The organism is Stenotrophomonas sp. MH181796 (assembly GCF_009659995.1).
GTDB lineage: Bacteria > Pseudomonadota > Gammaproteobacteria > Xanthomonadales > Xanthomonadaceae > Stenotrophomonas > Stenotrophomonas riyadhensis.
This window is the reverse complement of the sequence record NZ_RAHU01000003.1, coordinates 557,915-574,788: the sequence shown is the minus strand read 5'-3', so window position 1 is coordinate 574,788 and position 16,874 is coordinate 557,915. Positions and strand designations below refer to the sequence as shown.

Here is a 16,874-nt window from a genome sequence, read left to right as displayed (position 1 = left end):
TGACTCGCTGAGATCTGCCATGTCCCAAGCCGCCTTCTACCCCGTCGGAACCCCTGGCCAGCCGTGGGGAGCGGCGGAACGGGAGGCGTGGCGTCGCCGCCAGCAGCGCCTGCGTCGCTACGACGAGGAGGTGCTGCCGCGCATCGAAGCGCTGGCATCGCGCTTTGACAAGGTGGCCTATGGCCAGCTCGATTACGCGGGCGAGACCTACACCCTGTACGCCCTGCGCAGCCGCGACTGGAACCCGGCGCTGCCGGCCGCGCTGGTCACCGGTGGCGTGCACGGCTACGAGACCAGCGGCGTGATGGGCGCGCTGGAGTTCCTCGAAAAGCACGCCGCCGACTATGCCGGCAAGGCCAACCTGCTGGTGGCGCCGTGCGTGAATCCGTGGGGCTTCGAGCGCATCAACCGCTGGAACTTCGATGCGATCGACCCGAACCGCAATTTCCGCGCCGATGGCCCGGCCCGCGAATCGACCGCTGTCATCGAGCTGATCGCGCCCTACCAGGGCCAGTTCGTACTGCACATCGACCTGCACGAAACCACCGACAGCGACGAAAGCGAGTTCCGCCCGGCGCTGGCGGCGCGCGACGGCAAGCCGTTCGAGCCGGGCCTGATTCCGGATGGCTTCTATCTGGTGGACGACAGCGAGAACCCGCAGGCGGCCTTCCAGCAGGCAGTGATCGCCGCGGTGGAGAAGGTCACCCACATCGCGCCGGCCGACGACAAGGGCGAGATCATCGGTTCGCCGGTGGTGGCCCATGGCGTGATCGAGTACCCGCTGGTGAAGCTGGGCCTGTGCGCCGGCATTACCGGGGCGAAGTACACCACCACCACCGAGGTCTACCCGGACAGCCCGCGTGCGACCCCGCAGCAGTGCAACGACGCGCAGGTGGCGGCGGTGTGCTCGGCGCTGGATTACGCGTTCGCCCATCGCTGATCGGTTCGGTAGTGCCGGCCGCTGGCCGGCAACTGAAAAAGGGGACGGAGGGGACTAAGTCGTTTGTGCCACAAACGACTTAGTCCCCTCCGTCCCCTTTTTCGGTTCACCCCAACGCGTCGGCCCACCATAGTGCGGCCGGTCCGGGAGGCGTGTCGCGGCGCCACAGCAGGTCGCTGTGGATGCGCCGTGGCCAGCCGGGCAGTACCAGTTCCACCAGCCGCCCGCGGTCATAGCGCTGCACCAGCGCCCGCGGCAGTTCGGCCCAGCCGAGGCCGTCCTCGGCCATTTCCATCACCATCAGGTAGTCGGTGGCGGTCCAGGCCAGGCCGGTGACCACGCGCGCCTGGTCGACTTCGGCGCTCAAGCGTACCTGCCGATGCCGCGCCAGCTGAGCGGCGGCGCGACGGCCAGCGCTGGCGAGCGGATGCTCGCGCGCCACGTACACCGACAGTTCGCTGTGATGCGCCAGCGGCCGTGCCACCAGCCCATCCGGATAGTGCTCCTGCCGTGGCAGCAGGCCCAGCGCGGCGCGTCCGTTGCCCACCAGTTCGAGCACGTCCTCGCCCTCGGCATCCAGCCATTCCAGCTCGATCTCCGGGAACGCCTCGGCAAAGCGCTGCAACACGCGCTGCTCCGGATCGAGCTGATAGACGTCGGAGAACGCCACGGTCAGCCGCGCTTCGACCGGGGCGGCCAGCCGCACGCTCAACTGCTGCAGGCGGGTATCGGCGGCGAGGATTTCCTGGGCATGACCGAGCACCTGGCGCCCGGCCTCGGTCAGCTGCGGGTAGCGCCCGCTGCGGTCGAACAGGCTCACGCCCAGGTCGGCTTCCAGGTGGGCGATGGCGGTGCTGACCGTCGACTGGGTTTTGTGCAGGCGTCGCGCCGCCGCCGAGAACGAGCCCAGCGCCGCGGCTTCCACGAAGGCCTGCAGGGATTCAGGGGAGTAGGGCATCGATCCATCGTTCCTGTCGATGGAATCCATTTTGATCCCACCGTAAAAGGCGATGATACTGGCTTCCGTCGCCCCCGTCTGCGGGGCGTTCCGGACCCTCCACGCTCGGCGTGGATCCATTGATGAGGCGGCGTGGTCCCCGCCCTGCAAGGAGCTTCACATGTCCCGTACTGTTCCCGCCCGTGGCGCGCTGGTCGCCTGGGCCTGCCTGACCGTGGCGATCGTCGCCGAAGTGGTCGGTACCTCGTTCATGGCCCATGCCGCCCGCGATGGCGGCTGGACCGGTTACCTGATCATGGCCGGCGCGCTGGCGCTGTCCTACTTCTTCCTCGCGCAGTCGGTGCGCCGCATCGCCGTCGGCGTGGCCTACGCAGTGTGGGAAGGCCTCGGCCTGACCCTGCTGACCGTGGTCGGCCTCACCGTCTTTGGTGAAAGCCTGTCGCTGCAGCAGCTGGCCGGCCTGGTGCTGGCAGTGGTCGGCATCGTCTGCGTCACCCTTGGGGAGGCGCACTGATGAATACCCTGGCCCTGTTTTTCGTGATCTGTTCTGCGCTGATCGACGTCGCCGCCAACATGATGGTGGCCAAGTCGGAAGGTTTCCGCCGCTGGCGCTGGGGCGTCGGCGCGATCGTCATGGTCTGGATCGCCTTCGCCCTGCTGGGACAGGCCGTGCGTTACATGGATCTGGCCACCGCCTACGCGATGTGGGGGGCGATCGGCGTGATCGGCACCGCCACCTGCGGCCGCCTGTTGTTCGGCAACCGCCTGCGTCCGATCGGCTGGGTCGGCATCGGTCTGGTCACTGTTGCAGTGCTGCTGCTGAGTACTGCGAAGTAACGCGTCGCTGTGCCAACCAAGGTTGGCACCTACCAGTGCTGAGCTGCTGTGCCAACCCAGGTTGGCACCTACCAGTGCTGAGTTGCTGTGCCAACCAAGGTTGGCATCTACCAGTGCTGAGTTGCTGTGCTGGGATGTACCAGAGCGTGAGCTGCCGCAGGCAAGCGCCCCGGGGATGATCTCCCCGGGGCGTTGCTGTTTCTGCAGCACTCAGAAGCGTGCGGTGAAGTTCAGCCGCGTGGTGCGGCCCGGGCCCGGCATCAGGCTCATCGCCAGCGTGTCCATGTAGTAGGTGTTGCGCAGGTTGCTGACCACCAGCTCCACTTCGCTGCGCGGGGTGAACTGCCAGCGTGCGTAGAAGTCATAGATCGCGGTCGGCAGGTAGATGTTCTGCAGGCCGGTCGAGCCGGTGGTGTTCCAGGGCTTGTCCAGTTCGTGGGTGGGGCCGCTGTTGTAGGTGCGGCGGATGCCGGTATCCAGTCGCTTGTCGAACAGGCGGAAGCCCAGCGTGCTGTGGATCGAGTACTTCGGCGGGTTCTGTGCATTGACGAACGAGGTGCCGAAGCCGCCGTCCACGCAGTCCGGGGTGGTGTCCAGCTTGCTCCACTTCGCATACGGGTCTTCGCGCAGGCGCTTGGCGGTGGCCGCGTCGCAGGTGCGCGCGCGCTGGTAGTAACTGGCCGACAGGTCCAGGTAGGCGATGCCGGCGTCATAACCGGACTGCAGCTCGTAGCCGGACACCGTGTAGTTGTCGACGTTGTCGACGTAGAACGCCCAGTTGCTGGAATCGAAGCGGCGGGTGATGGCGTTGTCGATATCGTTCTTGAACCAGGCCACCTTGAACGCCAGGCGGTCACCGTCGCGCCACAGGTCCTGCTTGAGCAGGCTGAAGCCGATGTCCCACGAGCGGTTCTTCTCCGGCTTGAGGTCGGCCACCGGCGCCGAGGTGCTGTTGCCCAGCGTCGACTCGAACAGGCTGGGCATCTTCCAGCCCTGCGCGTACTTCACGTAGAAGAACATGTCCTGATCGAGGTTGAAGCGCGCCTCTGCATACGGCGCGAAGCCGTGGCCGGAACGGCGGATCGCCGGCTTGTAGCCCCAGGCGGTGGGAATCTGCTTGGTATAGAAACCGTTGGCGCCGCGCGGATCAGGAATGAAGCCGTCGAAATCGTAGGCCTGGCCCAGCGTGCTGTCGCCATAGGGCGTGGCGCGCAGCGAGTCGTAGGTGTAGTTGCCCTGGGCATCCGGGTACCACTCCTTGTACCAGCCCGGCAGCAGCTGGCCGCCCTTGCTCAGGCGCGCGAAGGTGTAGCGCAGGTCACGCGATTCGCTGACGAAGGCGACGCGGTTGCGGTCGCGGGTGCGGTAGTCGGTGAAGCGGCCGCCCGCGGTCAGCGACAGCCAGTCCCACGGCTGCCATTGCAGCGAGGCGACGGCGCTGGCCTCGCGGCGCGTGCCCGAGCGCAGGTAGCGGTTGTTGTTGAAATCCACCGGCAGCACCGGTGAGTTGGGCGCGGTGTCCTCGTGCTGGAAGGAGGCGCCATAGCGTAGCGTCCAGTCGCCCAGATCATTGCTGAAGCGCGTGGTGTTGCTGCTGTCCACGCCCCAGCGCTGGGTCTTCACGTCCGACTGCAGGCCCGGGCCATAGGTTTCGCCCAGCGTATCCGGCATCTGGTCGTTGGGCACGTCCTTGAACAGCGGCGTGTTGGCGATGTTGCTGTTGAACATGCGGCTGGTGGCGGTGGTGAACCACAGGGTGCTGCTCAGGTCCAGCCACGGGTGTGCCTCGGGCCGGTAGCGGTGGCGCAGCGAGGTGGCGTTGACCCGCATTTTTCCCGGCTCGAACTGGAACATGGTGTTGGCCTTGTCCACGTAGGTCACCCATTCATTGGACTCACCTACGCGGCCGATCGCCGACGGCATGATCTCGCCGAAACTCGAATTGAAGTAGCGGTGGCTCAGCTCCAGGCGTTGGTCCGGGTTGGGCGTCCAGGTGAATTTAAGCAGTGCGGATTCGTTGTTGGTATGCGTGTTGAGCACTTCATCGCCCGGATGGAAGAGCTTGGACACCGCCTGGCTGGACATGCCGGTACCGCCGCTGGACAGGTGCTGGTTGTCGTAGCGATGCGCACCGTTGCTGCCGGCGAAGAAGTTGCCCTGGCGGCGGCGCGCATAGGCCGCGACCAGCTGCCAGTCTTCGCCACGCTGGGCGAACGCCACGCTGCCATTCCAGTCGCGCGGGTCGCGCAGGCTGTTGCGGTTGTCGCTGCCGCGCGCGATCTGCTTGAAGGTGCGGGTGCGGTCGATGCTGTTGTCGGCCACGCCGCCGCGCATGCGCAGGCCCCAGGTCTGGCCATCGTCGAGGATGTCATCGACGTTCAACGTTTCCATGTAGACCACGCCGCCGATCGCGCTGGCGGCGTTGGCGGCCAGGCTCGGCCCCTTCTCGATGCTGACCGCACTGATCAGGTCCGGGTCGAGATAGCTGCGCTGCTGCACGCCGGCATAGCCGCGGTACACGTCGATGGCCTGCTGGCCGCCGTCGATGATCACCGGCACCCGGTTCTGGCCCTGCAGGCCGCGGATGTTGACGTCCAGCGCACCGCCGTTGCGAACGTCAGCGGTGTGCACGCCCACTGCACCGGCCAGCACGTCGCCGATCGACTGGCCGCGGAAGCGTTCCAGCTGCTGATGGTCCAGGTGCACGCGGGAGCCGCTGTCACGGTAGACCGCGTCCGCATCGGCCAGCCCCCACGGTGAAGCGCCTTCGCCGGCCTGGCCAGCCACGCGCAGGGTGCCGATCTGGCGTACCCCGGCTTCAGCGGTAGGTGCCGCCTGCAGCACCACGCCGCTGGCATCACGCTGGAAGACCAGGCCGGTGCCGGCCAGCAGCTGCGCCAATGCGGCGTCAGTACCGAGCGTGGCCTGCACACCGCTGCTGTGGCGGCCGCGGGTCAGGCGCGCATCGGCAGCGATGGACAGGCCCGACTGCTGGCCGAACGCGGTCAGGGCCTGGTCGAGCGGGCCAGCCGGGATCTGCCAGCGAATGGCGGCCGCAGTGTCCTGTGCATGGGCGGCGGCCGGCAGCAGGCACGGGGAGGCCATGGCCAGGCACAGCGCGATGGCCAGGGGGCGAGGGGAGGGGCAAGGCAGTTTCATGGGGGCGGCAACATCCGCAATGGGTTCCCTTGTAGTGCCCGGTGAGCGCGCAGAAAGGGAACCGCAATTTCAAAGCGGACGCACGACGGTCCACCACGGCCAGCGCTGCTCGATACGGATCGGCAGGGCGCGGGCCAGCAGTTGCAGCGCCTGGGTGCTGTCCAGGCGTGGCATTACCGCCGTGACTTTCAATGCGGCGAGCGCCGGATCACAACCCAGATAGCCCTGATGGTGGCGGGCCAGCTCATCGATGACACGGATCAAAGGCGTGTCCTGTACCTGCAGGCGTCCGTCCTGCCAGTCACCGCGCAGAGGATCGGCAGCGACCGTTGTGAGCCCGCCCATCGGGCCGATCCGCACCGCGTCTCCCGCAGCCACATCCAGCGCCGCACCGAACATCGGCAGGCAGCGCACCGCGCCCTCGAATACATCCAACCGGCTGTCCTGCGCCTCACGACCGACGGCGAAGCGGGTGCCGATCGGCTGCAGGCGTGCGCCCGGCACATGCACGGTCAGCGGCAGGCTGGTGAATGCAGGGTGGTGGCCGGTCTGCAGCAGCAGTTCGCCACGCAGCAGATGCAGGGCGCGGCGGTCGCTGCCGATGTCGATCGTGACTTCACTGTCGGCGTTGAGCCACAACTGGCTGCCATCCATCAGCGTCCAGTGCCTGGTATGGCCGGCAGCGGTGCGCTGCGTCTGCAGCCCGTGTTGTTCACGCAGCCCGTGCAGGCCCAGCAGTGAAACCGCACCGATGCCGAGGGCGCCGCCGAGACTGCGAAGCGCGCGGCGGCGGCGACGTCCGGCAGCATCCAGCGCCGTGGCAGCAGCCGGTGCCGACAGGGGCGCAAAGGACTGCCAGACCGACTCGACCCGGTGCCACGCATCGGCATGACGGGCATCGGCGTGCAGCCATGCGTGCCATCGCTGCTGGTCGCCGTCACTCCAGCCCTGTTGGCGCAGCGCGAACCACGCTGCCGCCTGCTCCAGTGCCGGGCTGGCCAATGCGGCATTCATGCCGTGGCATCGCCGGACAGGCGCAGGCAATGCAGCATCGCCTGCGCCATGTACTTCTTGACCATGCGCTCGGACACGCCCAGCTGTTGGCCGATCTCCGCATAGCCCAATCCGGACAGTCGTGCCAGCAGGAACGCGCGGCGTGGGCGTTCGGCCAGGCCAGACAACATGTCGGCGATGGCATGCAGCAGTTGCAGTGCCTGTGCGCGTTCCTCCGCAGACGGGTGCACCGGCTCCGGTTGCGCAGCCAGTGCGGCCAGGTAGGCGCGCTCCAGGTCCGCGCGCTGCCAGTGGTTGACCAGCAGGGCGTGCGCGATGGTGCTGAGGTAAGCGCGCGGCAGGCGCAGTTCGGACGGATCGACGCGACGGCTGAGCAGGCGCAGGAAGGTGTCCTGGGTCAGGTCGGCAGCGCAGTCGGCGTTGTGGGTGCGGCGGCGCAGCCAGCCCAGCAGCCAGCCATGGTGTTCGCGGTAGAACCCCGCCAGCGCGGTGCTGGAGGCGGCGGGCACGGCCATCGGCATCGATCATTAATGAGAATGATTCCCATTATAGGGTGATCGAGCGGTGTACGACAAACCCTGCGCACGTGGCAGCAGGCCGGAGGCGTGCATTTGCGATGCCCGCCGGGCTCGCCGACACTGCGGTCTTTCCACAAGGAGTGCCCGCATGTTCAGTCACATCACCGTCGGAACGAACGATATGGACGTCGCGCATCGCTTCTACGATGCCCTGTTCACCGCATTGGGCGCCCGTCCGGGTGTCTTCGATGACAAGGGTCGGCTGGTGTACTTCAAGGACGGCCGCATGTTCATCGTCACTGCACCGATCGATGGGCAGCCGGCGTGCCATGCCAACGGCGGCACGATTGGTTTCACCCTCGACAGCGCCGAGGCCGTGCGTGGCTGGCAGGATGCGGGCGTGGCCCATGGCGGCACCGCCATCGAAGACCCGGCCGGCATCCGCACCATGGCCGGGCGCCAGCTGTTCCTGGCCTACCTGCGCGACCCGGATGGCAACAAGCTGTGCGCGGTGCATGTGATGTCGTGATTGGACAGTACGCGCGTGGTCGCGATGCACGCGGTCCACGCGCGGCTGTGCTCGCAGGTACGGTTCGGCGCGCGCGTGATAACACGGAATGGTGGGTCGAGCCTGCGACCACAGGCCGCAACTTCATGCTCTGTCCACTGCGGTTCAGCCAGAATCGGTCGGCTAACCCTTTGATCTACCGGAGAACGCCGCCCCATGGAAGTACTGGAGCCGCAACAATCCCCGGTGCGCACCCTTCGACCTGTGTTCGCCTTCGCGGCGATCGTTGTCGTGGCGTTCGCGCTGTTCGTCAGCCTGTTCCCGCTCGGTGCGGGCCGCCTTCTGGTCAAGGCGCAGGACTGGGCCGCACTCAATGTCGGCTGGTACTACCTGCTGGCGATGACCCTGTACCTGGTGTTCGTGGTCGGCGTGGCGCTGTCCAAGTACGGTGGCATCAAGCTCGGCGCCGACCATGACGAGCCGGAGTTCAGCTACCTTTCCTGGGCCGGCATGCTGTTCGCCGCTGGCATCAGCATCACCCTGTTCTTCTTCTGCGTCTCCGAACCGCTGACCCATTACCTGCAGCCGCCACAAGGCGATCCGGCCGCAGGCGAGGCCGGCGCGCGCCAGGCCATGCAGCTGCTGTTCCTGCACTGGGGCCTGCATGGGTGGGGCGTGTTCGCGCTGGCGGCGATGGCGATGGCCTACTTCGCCTATCGCCACAACCTGCCGCTGGCGCTGCGTTCGGCGCTGTACCCGCTGATCGGCAAGCGCATCAATGGCCCGATCGGCTACACCGTGGACGCGCTGGGCATTGTCGCCACCGTGTTCGGCATCGGCGCTGACATGGGCTTCGGCGTGCTGCACCTCAACGCCGGCCTGTCGCACCTGTTCAACATCCCGCACTCCAACCTGGTGCAGATCATCCTGGTGGTCAGCATGATGGGCGCGGCGGTGGCCGTGGCCGTTTCAGGCGTGGAGAAGGGCGTGCGCTGGATGGCCAACATCAACATGCTGCTGGCGATAGCGCTGGTGCTGTTCATGCTGTTTGCCGGGCCGACGCAGTACCTGTTCAGCACGCTGATGCAGAACCTGGGCGACTACCTCGGCAGCGTGGTCGGCAAGAGTTTCGATGTGTACGCCTATGGCGGCCGACCGGAATGGCTGGGCGGCTGGACGGTGTTCTACTGGGCCTGGTGGATCGGCTGGGCGCCGTTCGTCGGCCTGTTCATCGCGCGCATCTCACGTGGCCGCACCATCCGCGAATTCGTGTTCGGCGTGCTGCTGATCCCGCTGGGCTTCACCCTGGCCTGGCTGTCGATCTTCGGCAACAGCGCGCTGGACCAGGTGCTGCACCACGGCCAGCAGCAGTTGGCACAGCTGGCGGTGGATGATCCACCGACGGTGCTGTATGCATTGTTGGATGGCTACCCGTGGAGCCGCACGGTGATCGCGGTGACGGTGCTGGTCAGCTTCATCTTCTTCGTGACCTCGGCGGATTCCGGGGCCGTGGTGTTGTCGACGTTGTCCTCGCATGGCGGGGCGCCGGAGGATGATGGTCCGCGTTGGCTGCGCGTGTTCTGGGGCACGGTGATCGCGGTGCTGACCGCTGGGTTGCTGCTGGCTGGCAGCATCGATGCGCTGAAATCGGCAGTGGTGCTGGCCTCGCTGCCGTTCTCGGCGGTGCTGTTGCTGATGATGTGGGGCCTGACCCGCGCTTTCAGTGACGAATCGCACCGCAAGCGCGCGCTGCAGTACCGGCCCTCGCCGCTGATCGGTGACGACCGCCACCACCAGGGCTGGCGCCAGCGCCTGAGCCAGGCCATGCACTTCCCGGTGCGCGACCAGGTCTACCGCTTCATGGACGATACGGTGAAGCCGGCGATGGAAGCGGTGGCCGAACAGCTACGCGGGCAGGGCTGGGACGTGGCGACGCGCTTCGAGGCTGGCGACATGGAGCTGTCGGTGAACCACGGCGAGCAGCAGGACTTCCTGTACCGGGTGATCCTGAGTGGCTACCTGACGCCGTCGTTCGCCGCACAGCAGCTGCGCAACCAGCGCTACTACCGCGCTGAAGTGCACCTGTTCGAAGGCAGCCAGGACTACGACCTGGTCGGCTACAGCCGCAAGCAGATCATCAACGACATCATCAGCCAGTACGAACGGCACCTGCAGTTCCTGCACCTGAGCCGCTGATGCACGACCGCCGGGCATCCCCCCCGGCGGTCGGTGGTAGTGCCGGCCGCTGGCCGGCAGCACAAATGGGGCGGCGCATTACCGCCGCCCCGATATCGCATCAGAACCGGTAGCGCGCCCCCAGCGAGACGAACTGCCCGCGCAGGTTGTACTGGCTGATGTCGAAACCATTGGAGCCACCGGCCGGGTCGAACGGCGGGTCCTTGTCGGTCAGGTTCAGCACCGACAGCGACAGCGTGGTGTTGGGAATACCGTCGTAGGCCACGTAAAGATCCAACTGGTGATACGGCTTGATGCGGTCGCGCAACCCCGGGTTGCTGGTGGCCGTCGCCACACGCTGGTCGTAGCCACTCACGTACTGCAGGCTCAGCGTGCTGCTCCAGTCGCCCACCGCCCAGTTCAACGACGTGGTGCCGCGGGTTCGGGGCAGTGCGCCGTGGCGGTTGTTGCCGGCGCCGTCATAGGGCGCCTGGCCGGCCACCAGCGGCTGCTTGAAGCTGAGCAGGTGGGTCCAGCTGCCGGCCACGGTGAAGTTGCCCCAACCGTCGGTGCGGAAGGTACGGCTGGCGTCCAGGTCCAGCCCCGAGGTGGTCAGCTCACCCTGGTTGGCGTACTGGTTGGTGATGAACTGGATGCGGCCGTTCTCGCGTTGTACGCGGCCCGGGAACAGGGTCGGGTTGTCGACGATGAACTGCGCACTGTCAGGCTTGACCAGGTTGTCCTGTTCGATGCGGTACCAGTCCAGGCCGATGCTGGTATCGCCATCCGGCGACCACACCGCACCCACGTTGAAATTGCGCGAGCGCTCGGCCTTCAGGTCCGGGTTGCCGGTGCGGATGTTGGTCACGCCGCGGCTGCCGCCTGGTTGCAGTGGGTCGAACGGATCGATCACCGAGCCGTAGCTGACGGTCTGGCCCGGCGCGATCTCCGGCAGCGACGGCGCACGGAAGCCACGCGAGAACGAGCCGCGCAGCAGCAGGCTGTCCAGCGGCTGCCAGCGCAATGCCACCTTCGGCGAGAACGCCTTGCCGAAGTCATCGTAGCGGTCGCCGCGACCGGCCAGCTGCAGTTCCAGCGTGCGGTGCAGCGGCACGCTCAGTTCGGCGTAGGCGGCACTGACCTGGCGTTCGCCGTTGACCACGTTGATGGCCGGGCGCAGCTCGGTGCCCGACAGCACCTGCGCGCTGGTACGCGCGTCCAGTGATTCCTTGCGGAACTCGGCGCCCCAGGCGAAGCCGACCGCACCGGCCGGCAGCTCCCACAGCGTGGTCGACGCCTTCACGTTCAGCGAGTGCAGCTTGTACCAGCCGGGGCGTTTGGTCTGCAGGCGCAGTGCATCCAGCGCCCCCGGCGTGCTGGACGGATTGAGGAAGTTGTAGCTGCCATCGCGCAGGATCTGTTCGAACGCGTAGCGGTTAACGAAGTTATCGACGTATTCGCGCTGCGCGCTCTGCGAGGTCAGCGCCGCCACCTCCCAGTCCCAGCGTTCGCCACTACCACGCACGCCGGCCAGGGCGCGGTAGAACACCTGGGTGTTGTCCTTCAGGCGCGGGCCGAGGTCGAAGAACGTGTACTCGAACGGCAGCGGCGTGCTGCCCGGGTTGTTCGGGTGGCCGACCGGCAGCACCGCCGGTACGTCGATCAGGGTGCCGGTGGCCGGGTTGTAGGCACGCAGGCCGGGACCAACGGTCAGCGGCGCGCTGAAGTTCTGGTCGGCCTTGTTGTGGCTGTACAGGACGTCGGCGAACGCTTCGATGCTGTCACTGAAGCGGTAGGTCGCGCTCAATGACGCCTGCAGGCGCTCGGCGCCGGGCTGCAGGGTCTTGAACGGCTGGGCATTGAAGGCGCAGGCCTGGCCGGGCAGGGTGCTGCCGAAGTCGCTGTACGGACGCAGCTGGCTGCCATCGGGGCAGTTGGCGAACGGTTGCGGTGCACGGGGGTTGCTCAGCCAGTTGCCACCGGCAGTGGACCAGCCGGCCAGGCGGCCGCCCGGCTTGTCGCGGAAGTCGCCGCTGCGGGTATAGGCGCGGTCATCGCCATCAAGGCGGTCGCGCTTGAGCAGGTCCAGCCCGAACAGCACGTTCCAGCCCTGCTGTTCCAGATCACCGAAGCCGGCCAGCAGGTTGGCCTTGCGTTCGTTCAGGCCGCCCTGGGTGGCGGTTCCGAAGCCGCCGCCGACTTCCACGCCCTGGAAGTTCTTGCGCAGGATGATGTTGATGACGCCGGCGATGGCGTCGGAGCCGTACACCGCCGAGGCACCGTCCTTCAGCACTTCGATGCGCTCGACCGCACTGATCGGCAGCGCATTGAGGTCGACGAAGGTGTCCTGGGTATTGAGTGCAAAGCCGAAGTTGGAGACCCGATAGCCGTTGACCAGCACCAGCGTGTTCTTCGGCGACAGGCCGCGCAGGCCGATTGATGCAGAACCGGCGGCGAAGCTGCCGGTGTACTGCTCGTCGAAGCTGTTGCCGGCGTTGGCCGACAGGTTGCGCAGCACGTCGGTGAGGGTGGAACGACCGGTCTGTTCGATCTGTTCGCGGCTGACGATCTGCACCGGGTTGGGCCCGGCGGTATCGCTGCGCTTGATGTTGGAGCCGGTCACCAGCACGGTGCCGAGGGTGGTGCTGTCCTTGCCGGTGTCGGCGGTTTCAGCGGCGCCGGCAGCGCCGGCGGAGAGGCCCAGCGCGATCGCGCCGGCAAGCAGGTTCAGGGTGGTGCGGTACATGGAAGCGACAACGCCAAACGGGGGAGGAGCCGTCAGTACCGCATGCAGATACATGCGCCTTCCAATGACGAAAGCGCATTCAGTTATACATCACAGGTTCTTAACGAAAGTCTGTGGCCTCGGTGGGGCGGTCTGTGCTTCGGTGGGTGCGGACCGTTGGTCCGCACTCCTGCTGCGGGTCAGATCCCTTTCCAACGGAAAGGGATCTGACCCCGGTTGTCCGGCCATCAAGGCCGCAGCAGCACCTTGCCGTTGCGGCCCGAACCCGCACCGGCCTTTGCCGCCTGGGCGATGTCGTCCAGTGCGAAGATCTGCTCCACCGGCAGGGTCAGTTCGCCGCTCGCCGCGCGCTTCAGCAGTTCGCCAACCAGCCGGCGCTTGTCCTCCACCGCCATCGCCTGGCTGACCTTGCTGCCCCAGAAGCCCTTCACCGTGGCTTCCTTGTAGATCAGGCCGCCGGCGGGAATGCGCATCGGCTCGCCGCTCATCACGCCGAACGACACCAAGGTGCCATGGTGGCCAAGCAGGTCGACCAGATCGCCGCTGGCGTCGCCGCCAATGGAATCCACCGCGGCCGCGGCCTGCGCTTCGCCGGTCGCCTCACGCACGCGATCCTTCCAGCCGTCCACCGAGGTGTCGAACACATGATCGATGCCCAGCGCTTTCAACTGTGCGACCGCATCGGCATTGCGCACCAGGTTGGCCACATGCACGCCACGCGCCCGCGCCAGCATCGCCAGCGATTTGCCCACCGCGCCGTTGGCGGTGTTCTGCACGATCCACTGGCCCGCCTCGACGTGCAGGAACTCCAGCAGCATCAGCGCGCTCAGCGGCATCGCGATCAGCTGTGCGGCCATTTCGTCGGGGATCGCCTCCGGCATCGGAATCACCATGCGAGCCGGTGCGATGAAGGCCTCAGCCCAGGTGCCGTGTACCGAGGCGGCGGCCACCCGCTGGCCGATCTGCAGGCCGTCGACGCCGTCGCCAAGTGCATCGACCACGCCCAGTGCTTCACTGCCCCCGATCGCCGGCAGCGTTGGCTTGTAGCCATACAGGCCGCGCACGGTCAGCAGGTCGTGGTTGTGGATCGAGGCCAGCACGGTGCGGATGCGCACCTCGCCCGGGCCGGGCTCGGGCAGGGTTGTTTCGCCGACGGCCAGGACATCGGCCGGATCGCCGAAGGAAGAATAAAGGGCAGCGCGCATGGGCGGTGTTCCGGGGAAAGTTGATGTTGTACCGAACTGGGGACGCAGGCGTTGTCGACAAGGCGCCGCAGGTGCAACACGGCATCCTGCGACTGATCGTCGCGACAGGTATTGATTACCGCATCTTGTGTTGACGGGTTGGAATATCCCCACTATGTTGTGTCCGTCACTCCCGGTCAGCCGCCGCCGCCGGACATGCAGCAAACGTCCCGCGGCCCGCCCCTGAAGGCTTGCCGTGTCGACGCGGCCGCCATCGTGCGGACCCAGATCGCCCCCACGGCCCGGATACCGGCCGCAGGCGCAGGCTGTTGCCGACGATCTGGTGTTCCCGCGCTTTGGCATCCCACCCCGACCGCCCCGTGCGCCGGTATCGCGTGCAGGGCCGCCATGGCATCGACCGCCAACGCGCGTGCGAGCCTGGAGTTTCACCACCATGACCGACAGTACCTTCCGCGTGGCCGATCTGGCCGGCGCTGGCGACGCCTTGCGCGCCGGTGGCGAGCGCGTGCCGACCTGGATCACCAAGGAGGCCGGCAACCGTCGCCTGCCGTTCGAGGCCGAGCGCCTGCAGCGCAGCATCGACGCCGTGCATGCCGAGTTCCCGCAGCTGGATGTGAGCGACTACCGCCGCGTAGTGCAGGCGATGGTCGAACGCAAACCGAGCATCAGCGCCGATGACCTGGTCGATCTGCTGATCCGCGAGGCCGAATCGCGCGTGGACCTGGTCGCGCCGGAGTGGGAGCAGTTCGCCGCGCGCATCTACCTGCGCCGCCTGTACAAGCGCGCCAGCCGCAACCGCTTCTACGACGTTGGACTGAAGTACGGTTCCTACGTGGGCCTGCAGGAAAGCCTGGCCGACCGCGGCATCTACAGCAACGACATCCTGCGCTGCTATTCCAAGGAAGAGCTGCAGCAGGCCGGCGAGATGATCGATCCGGAACGCGACCGCCTGTTCGCCTACAACGGCCTGTATCTGCTGGCCACGCGCTACCTGGCCAGCGACCGCAGCCGCGAGGTCTATGAACTGCCGCAGGAGCGCTGGCTGACCATCGCGCTGTACCTGATGCAGGAGGAAAAGCCGCGCGAGCGGCGCATGCAGCTGGTCGGAGAGGCGTACTGGGCGCTGTCCAACCTGTACATGACGGTGGCCACACCGACCCTGGCCAATGCCGGCAAGGTGGGTGGGCAGTTGTCCAGCTGCTTCATCGACACGGTGGACGACAGCCTGCAGGGCATCTATGACTCCAACACCGATATCGCCCGCGTGTCCAAGCACGGCGGTGGTGTGGGTGCCTATCTGGGCTATGTGCGCAGCAGCGGCGCGCCGATCCGTGGCGTGGCCAATTCCTCCGGTGGCGTGGTGCCGTGGATCAAGCAGCTCAACAACACTGCGGTGTCGGTTGATCAGCTCGGCCAGCGCAAGGGCGCGGTGGCGGTGTACCTGGACATCTGGCACCGCGATATCGAAGCCTTCATGGACCTGCGCCTCAACAACGGCGACCAGCGCCTGCGCGCGCACGATGTGTTCACTTCGGTCTGCGTGCCGGACCTGTTCATGGAAGCGGTCGAACGCCGCGCCGACTGGTACCTGTTCGATCCGCACGAGGTGAAGCAGGCCAAGGGCTGGTACCTGCAGGACTTCTACGACGAGAAGCGTGGTTCGGGCAGCTTCCGTGACCGCTACGCCGAGCTGGTGGCCGATGAGCGCATCAGCCGCCGCACGGTGAAGGCCATCGATCTGTTCAAGCGGATCATGCTCAGCCAGCTGGAGACCGGCAATCCGTTCCTGTTCTACCGCGACGAGGTCAACCGCAGGAACCCGAACAAGCACGCGGGCATGATCTATTCCAGCAACCTGTGCACCGAGATCCTGCAGAACATGAGCCCGACGCGGATGATCCAGGAGATCGTCAGCGGCGACCAGATCGTGACTACGCGCCGCGCCGGTGACTTCGTGGTCTGCAACCTGTCCTCGATCAACCTCGGCCGTGCGATCAGTGCGCCGGATGACCTGCTGGCCACCGACGTGCTGGAGCGCCTGATCCCGATCCAGGTGCGCATGCTCGACAACGTGATCGACCTCAATGCGCTGCCGGTGCCGCAGGCCACCATCACCAACCGCAAGTACCGCGCCATCGGTCTGGGCACCTTCGGTTGGCACCACCTGCTGGCGCAGCAGGCGATCCAATGGGAATCGCCGGATGCCGAAGCGTTGGCCGACCGTCTCTACGAGCGCATCAACTTCCTGACCATCCAGGCCAGCGCGCAGCTGGCGAAGGAGAAGGGCAGCTACCCGATGTTCGCCGGCAGCGACTGGCACAACGGCCGCTACTTCAGTGACCGCGACTACAGCGGCGCCGCGTGGGACAGCCTGGCCCGCGAGGTGGCCACGCACGGCCTGCGCAACGGTTGGCTGCTGGCGGTGGCGCCGAACATGAGCACGGCGCAGATTGCCGGTTCCACCGCCTCCATCGACCCGATCTACAGCGCGTTCTACTACGAGGAAAAGAAAGACTTCCGGCGTCCGGTGGCCGCTCCGGGCCTGTCGCTGGAGACCTGGCCGTACTACGAGAAGGGTGCCTACAAGGTCGACCAGTTCGCCAGCGTGCGCCAGAACGCGCGCCGCCAGCGCCACGTCGACCAGTCGATCAGCTTCAACCTGTACGTGCCCAGCACCATCCGCGCCAGCACCCTGCTGGAGCTGCACCTGAGTGCCTGGCGCGAGGGCCTGAAGACCACCTACTACGTGCGCTCCAACGACATCGACATCAGCGAATGCGAGTGGTGCTCCAGCTGATCAATGGTAGTGCCGGC

At 66.6% G+C, this 16,874-nt stretch carries 12 protein-coding genes; 6 read left to right on the top strand and 6 right to left on the bottom strand.

Annotated features, from left to right (window positions below; translation table 11 throughout):
• The first annotated feature begins 19 nt into the window (after positions 1–19).
• Positions 20–940: a M14 family metallocarboxypeptidase gene (locus tag D5301_RS10005; protein WP_153855549.1), complete on the top strand. Its 921-nt coding sequence runs from the start codon at positions 20–22 to the stop codon at positions 938–940.
• Between the two features lie 106 nt (positions 941–1,046).
• Here D5301_RS10005 and D5301_RS10000 read toward each other — a convergent pair whose 3' ends face one another.
• The gene (locus tag D5301_RS10000) at positions 1,047–1,898 is read right to left on the bottom strand and encodes a LysR family transcriptional regulator (RefSeq protein WP_153855548.1); all 852 of its coding nucleotides are present in this window, start codon (positions 1,896–1,898) and stop codon (positions 1,047–1,049) included.
• A 160-nt stretch (positions 1,899–2,058) separates the two neighbouring features.
• Between D5301_RS10000 and D5301_RS09995 the strand changes: the two genes are divergently transcribed.
• Both D5301_RS09995 and D5301_RS09990 read left to right on the top strand, forming a co-directional pair.
• Positions 2,059–2,412 carry an SMR family transporter gene (locus tag D5301_RS09995; protein ID WP_010485170.1) on the top strand — a complete coding sequence of 118 codons (354 nt, stop codon included), beginning with the start codon at positions 2,059–2,061 and terminating at the stop codon, positions 2,410–2,412.
• Complete coding sequence (locus D5301_RS09990) at positions 2,412–2,735, top strand: SMR family transporter (protein ID WP_110712584.1); 324 nt, start codon at positions 2,412–2,414, stop codon at positions 2,733–2,735. The genes D5301_RS09995 and D5301_RS09990 overlap by 1 nt, the downstream gene beginning before the upstream one ends.
• 210 nt (positions 2,736–2,945) lie before the next feature.
• Here D5301_RS09990 and D5301_RS09985 read toward each other — a convergent pair whose 3' ends face one another.
• The 3 genes from D5301_RS09985 to D5301_RS09975 form a co-directional block, all read right to left on the bottom strand.
• Complete coding sequence (locus D5301_RS09985) at positions 2,946–5,894, bottom strand: TonB-dependent receptor (protein ID WP_153855547.1); 2,949 nt, start codon at positions 5,892–5,894, stop codon at positions 2,946–2,948.
• A 69-nt stretch (positions 5,895–5,963) separates the two neighbouring features.
• A complete protein-coding gene (locus tag D5301_RS09980; protein WP_153855546.1) occupies positions 5,964–6,908 on the bottom strand; it encodes a FecR domain-containing protein in 945 nt (314 codons plus the stop codon).
• Positions 6,905–7,423 (bottom strand): sigma-70 family RNA polymerase sigma factor, encoded by a 519-nt coding sequence (locus D5301_RS09975; RefSeq protein WP_110712581.1) that lies wholly within the window; start codon positions 7,421–7,423, stop codon positions 6,905–6,907. Before D5301_RS09975 ends, D5301_RS09980 begins: the two co-directional genes overlap by 4 nt.
• Before the next feature lie 151 nt (positions 7,424–7,574).
• Between D5301_RS09975 and D5301_RS09970 the strand changes: the two genes are divergently transcribed.
• Positions 7,575–7,955 (top strand): VOC family protein, encoded by a 381-nt coding sequence (locus D5301_RS09970; protein WP_106468284.1) that lies wholly within the window; start codon positions 7,575–7,577, stop codon positions 7,953–7,955.
• A gap of 195 nt (positions 7,956–8,150) precedes the next feature.
• Positions 8,151–10,130: a choline BCCT transporter BetT gene (gene betT, locus D5301_RS09965; RefSeq protein WP_153855545.1), complete on the top strand. Its 1,980-nt coding sequence runs from the start codon at positions 8,151–8,153 to the stop codon at positions 10,128–10,130.
• A 100-nt stretch (positions 10,131–10,230) separates the two neighbouring features.
• On the opposite strand, the gene D5301_RS09960 is transcribed toward betT, so the two are convergent.
• Together D5301_RS09960 and D5301_RS09955 are read right to left on the bottom strand one after the other, a co-directional pair.
• Entirely contained in the window at positions 10,231–12,855 is a 2,625-nt protein-coding gene (locus D5301_RS09960) for a TonB-dependent receptor (RefSeq protein ID WP_153855544.1), read from the bottom strand.
• Between the two features lie 227 nt (positions 12,856–13,082).
• The gene (locus tag D5301_RS09955) at positions 13,083–14,060 is read right to left on the bottom strand and encodes a zinc-binding dehydrogenase (RefSeq protein ID WP_153855543.1); all 978 of its coding nucleotides are present in this window, start codon (positions 14,058–14,060) and stop codon (positions 13,083–13,085) included.
• 433 nt (positions 14,061–14,493) lie between these two features.
• Here D5301_RS09955 and D5301_RS09950 point away from each other — a divergent pair, with 433 nt between their 5' ends.
• On the top strand, positions 14,494–16,857 hold the full coding sequence (locus D5301_RS09950; RefSeq protein WP_153855542.1) for a ribonucleoside-diphosphate reductase subunit alpha: 2,364 nt from the start codon (positions 14,494–14,496) through the stop codon (positions 16,855–16,857).
• Positions 16,858–16,874: the final 17 nt, after the last annotated feature.

Excerpts from the sequence above, each read along its gene's own strand:
- D5301_RS10005 (WP_153855549.1), top strand. The coding sequence starts at position 20 with ATGTCCCAAGCCGCCTTCTACCCCGTCGGAACCCCTGGCCAGCCGTGG.
- D5301_RS10000 (WP_153855548.1), bottom strand. The coding sequence starts at position 1,898 with ATGCCCTACTCCCCTGAATCCCTGCAGGCCTTCGTGGAAGCCGCGGCG.
- D5301_RS09995 (WP_010485170.1), top strand. The coding sequence starts at position 2,059 with ATGTCCCGTACTGTTCCCGCCCGTGGCGCGCTGGTCGCCTGGGCCTGC.
- D5301_RS09990 (WP_110712584.1), top strand. The coding sequence starts at position 2,412 with ATGAATACCCTGGCCCTGTTTTTCGTGATCTGTTCTGCGCTGATCGAC.
- D5301_RS09985 (WP_153855547.1), bottom strand. The coding sequence starts at position 5,894 with ATGAAACTGCCTTGCCCCTCCCCTCGCCCCCTGGCCATCGCGCTGTGC.
- D5301_RS09980 (WP_153855546.1), bottom strand. The coding sequence starts at position 6,908 with ATGAATGCCGCATTGGCCAGCCCGGCACTGGAGCAGGCGGCAGCGTGG.
- D5301_RS09975 (WP_110712581.1), bottom strand. The coding sequence starts at position 7,423 with ATGGCCGTGCCCGCCGCCTCCAGCACCGCGCTGGCGGGGTTCTACCGC.
- D5301_RS09970 (WP_106468284.1), top strand. The coding sequence starts at position 7,575 with ATGTTCAGTCACATCACCGTCGGAACGAACGATATGGACGTCGCGCAT.
- betT (WP_153855545.1), top strand. The coding sequence starts at position 8,151 with ATGGAAGTACTGGAGCCGCAACAATCCCCGGTGCGCACCCTTCGACCT.
- D5301_RS09960 (WP_153855544.1), bottom strand. The coding sequence starts at position 12,855 with ATGTACCGCACCACCCTGAACCTGCTTGCCGGCGCGATCGCGCTGGGC.
- D5301_RS09955 (WP_153855543.1), bottom strand. The coding sequence starts at position 14,060 with ATGCGCGCTGCCCTTTATTCTTCCTTCGGCGATCCGGCCGATGTCCTG.
- D5301_RS09950 (WP_153855542.1), top strand. The coding sequence starts at position 14,494 with ATGACCGACAGTACCTTCCGCGTGGCCGATCTGGCCGGCGCTGGCGAC.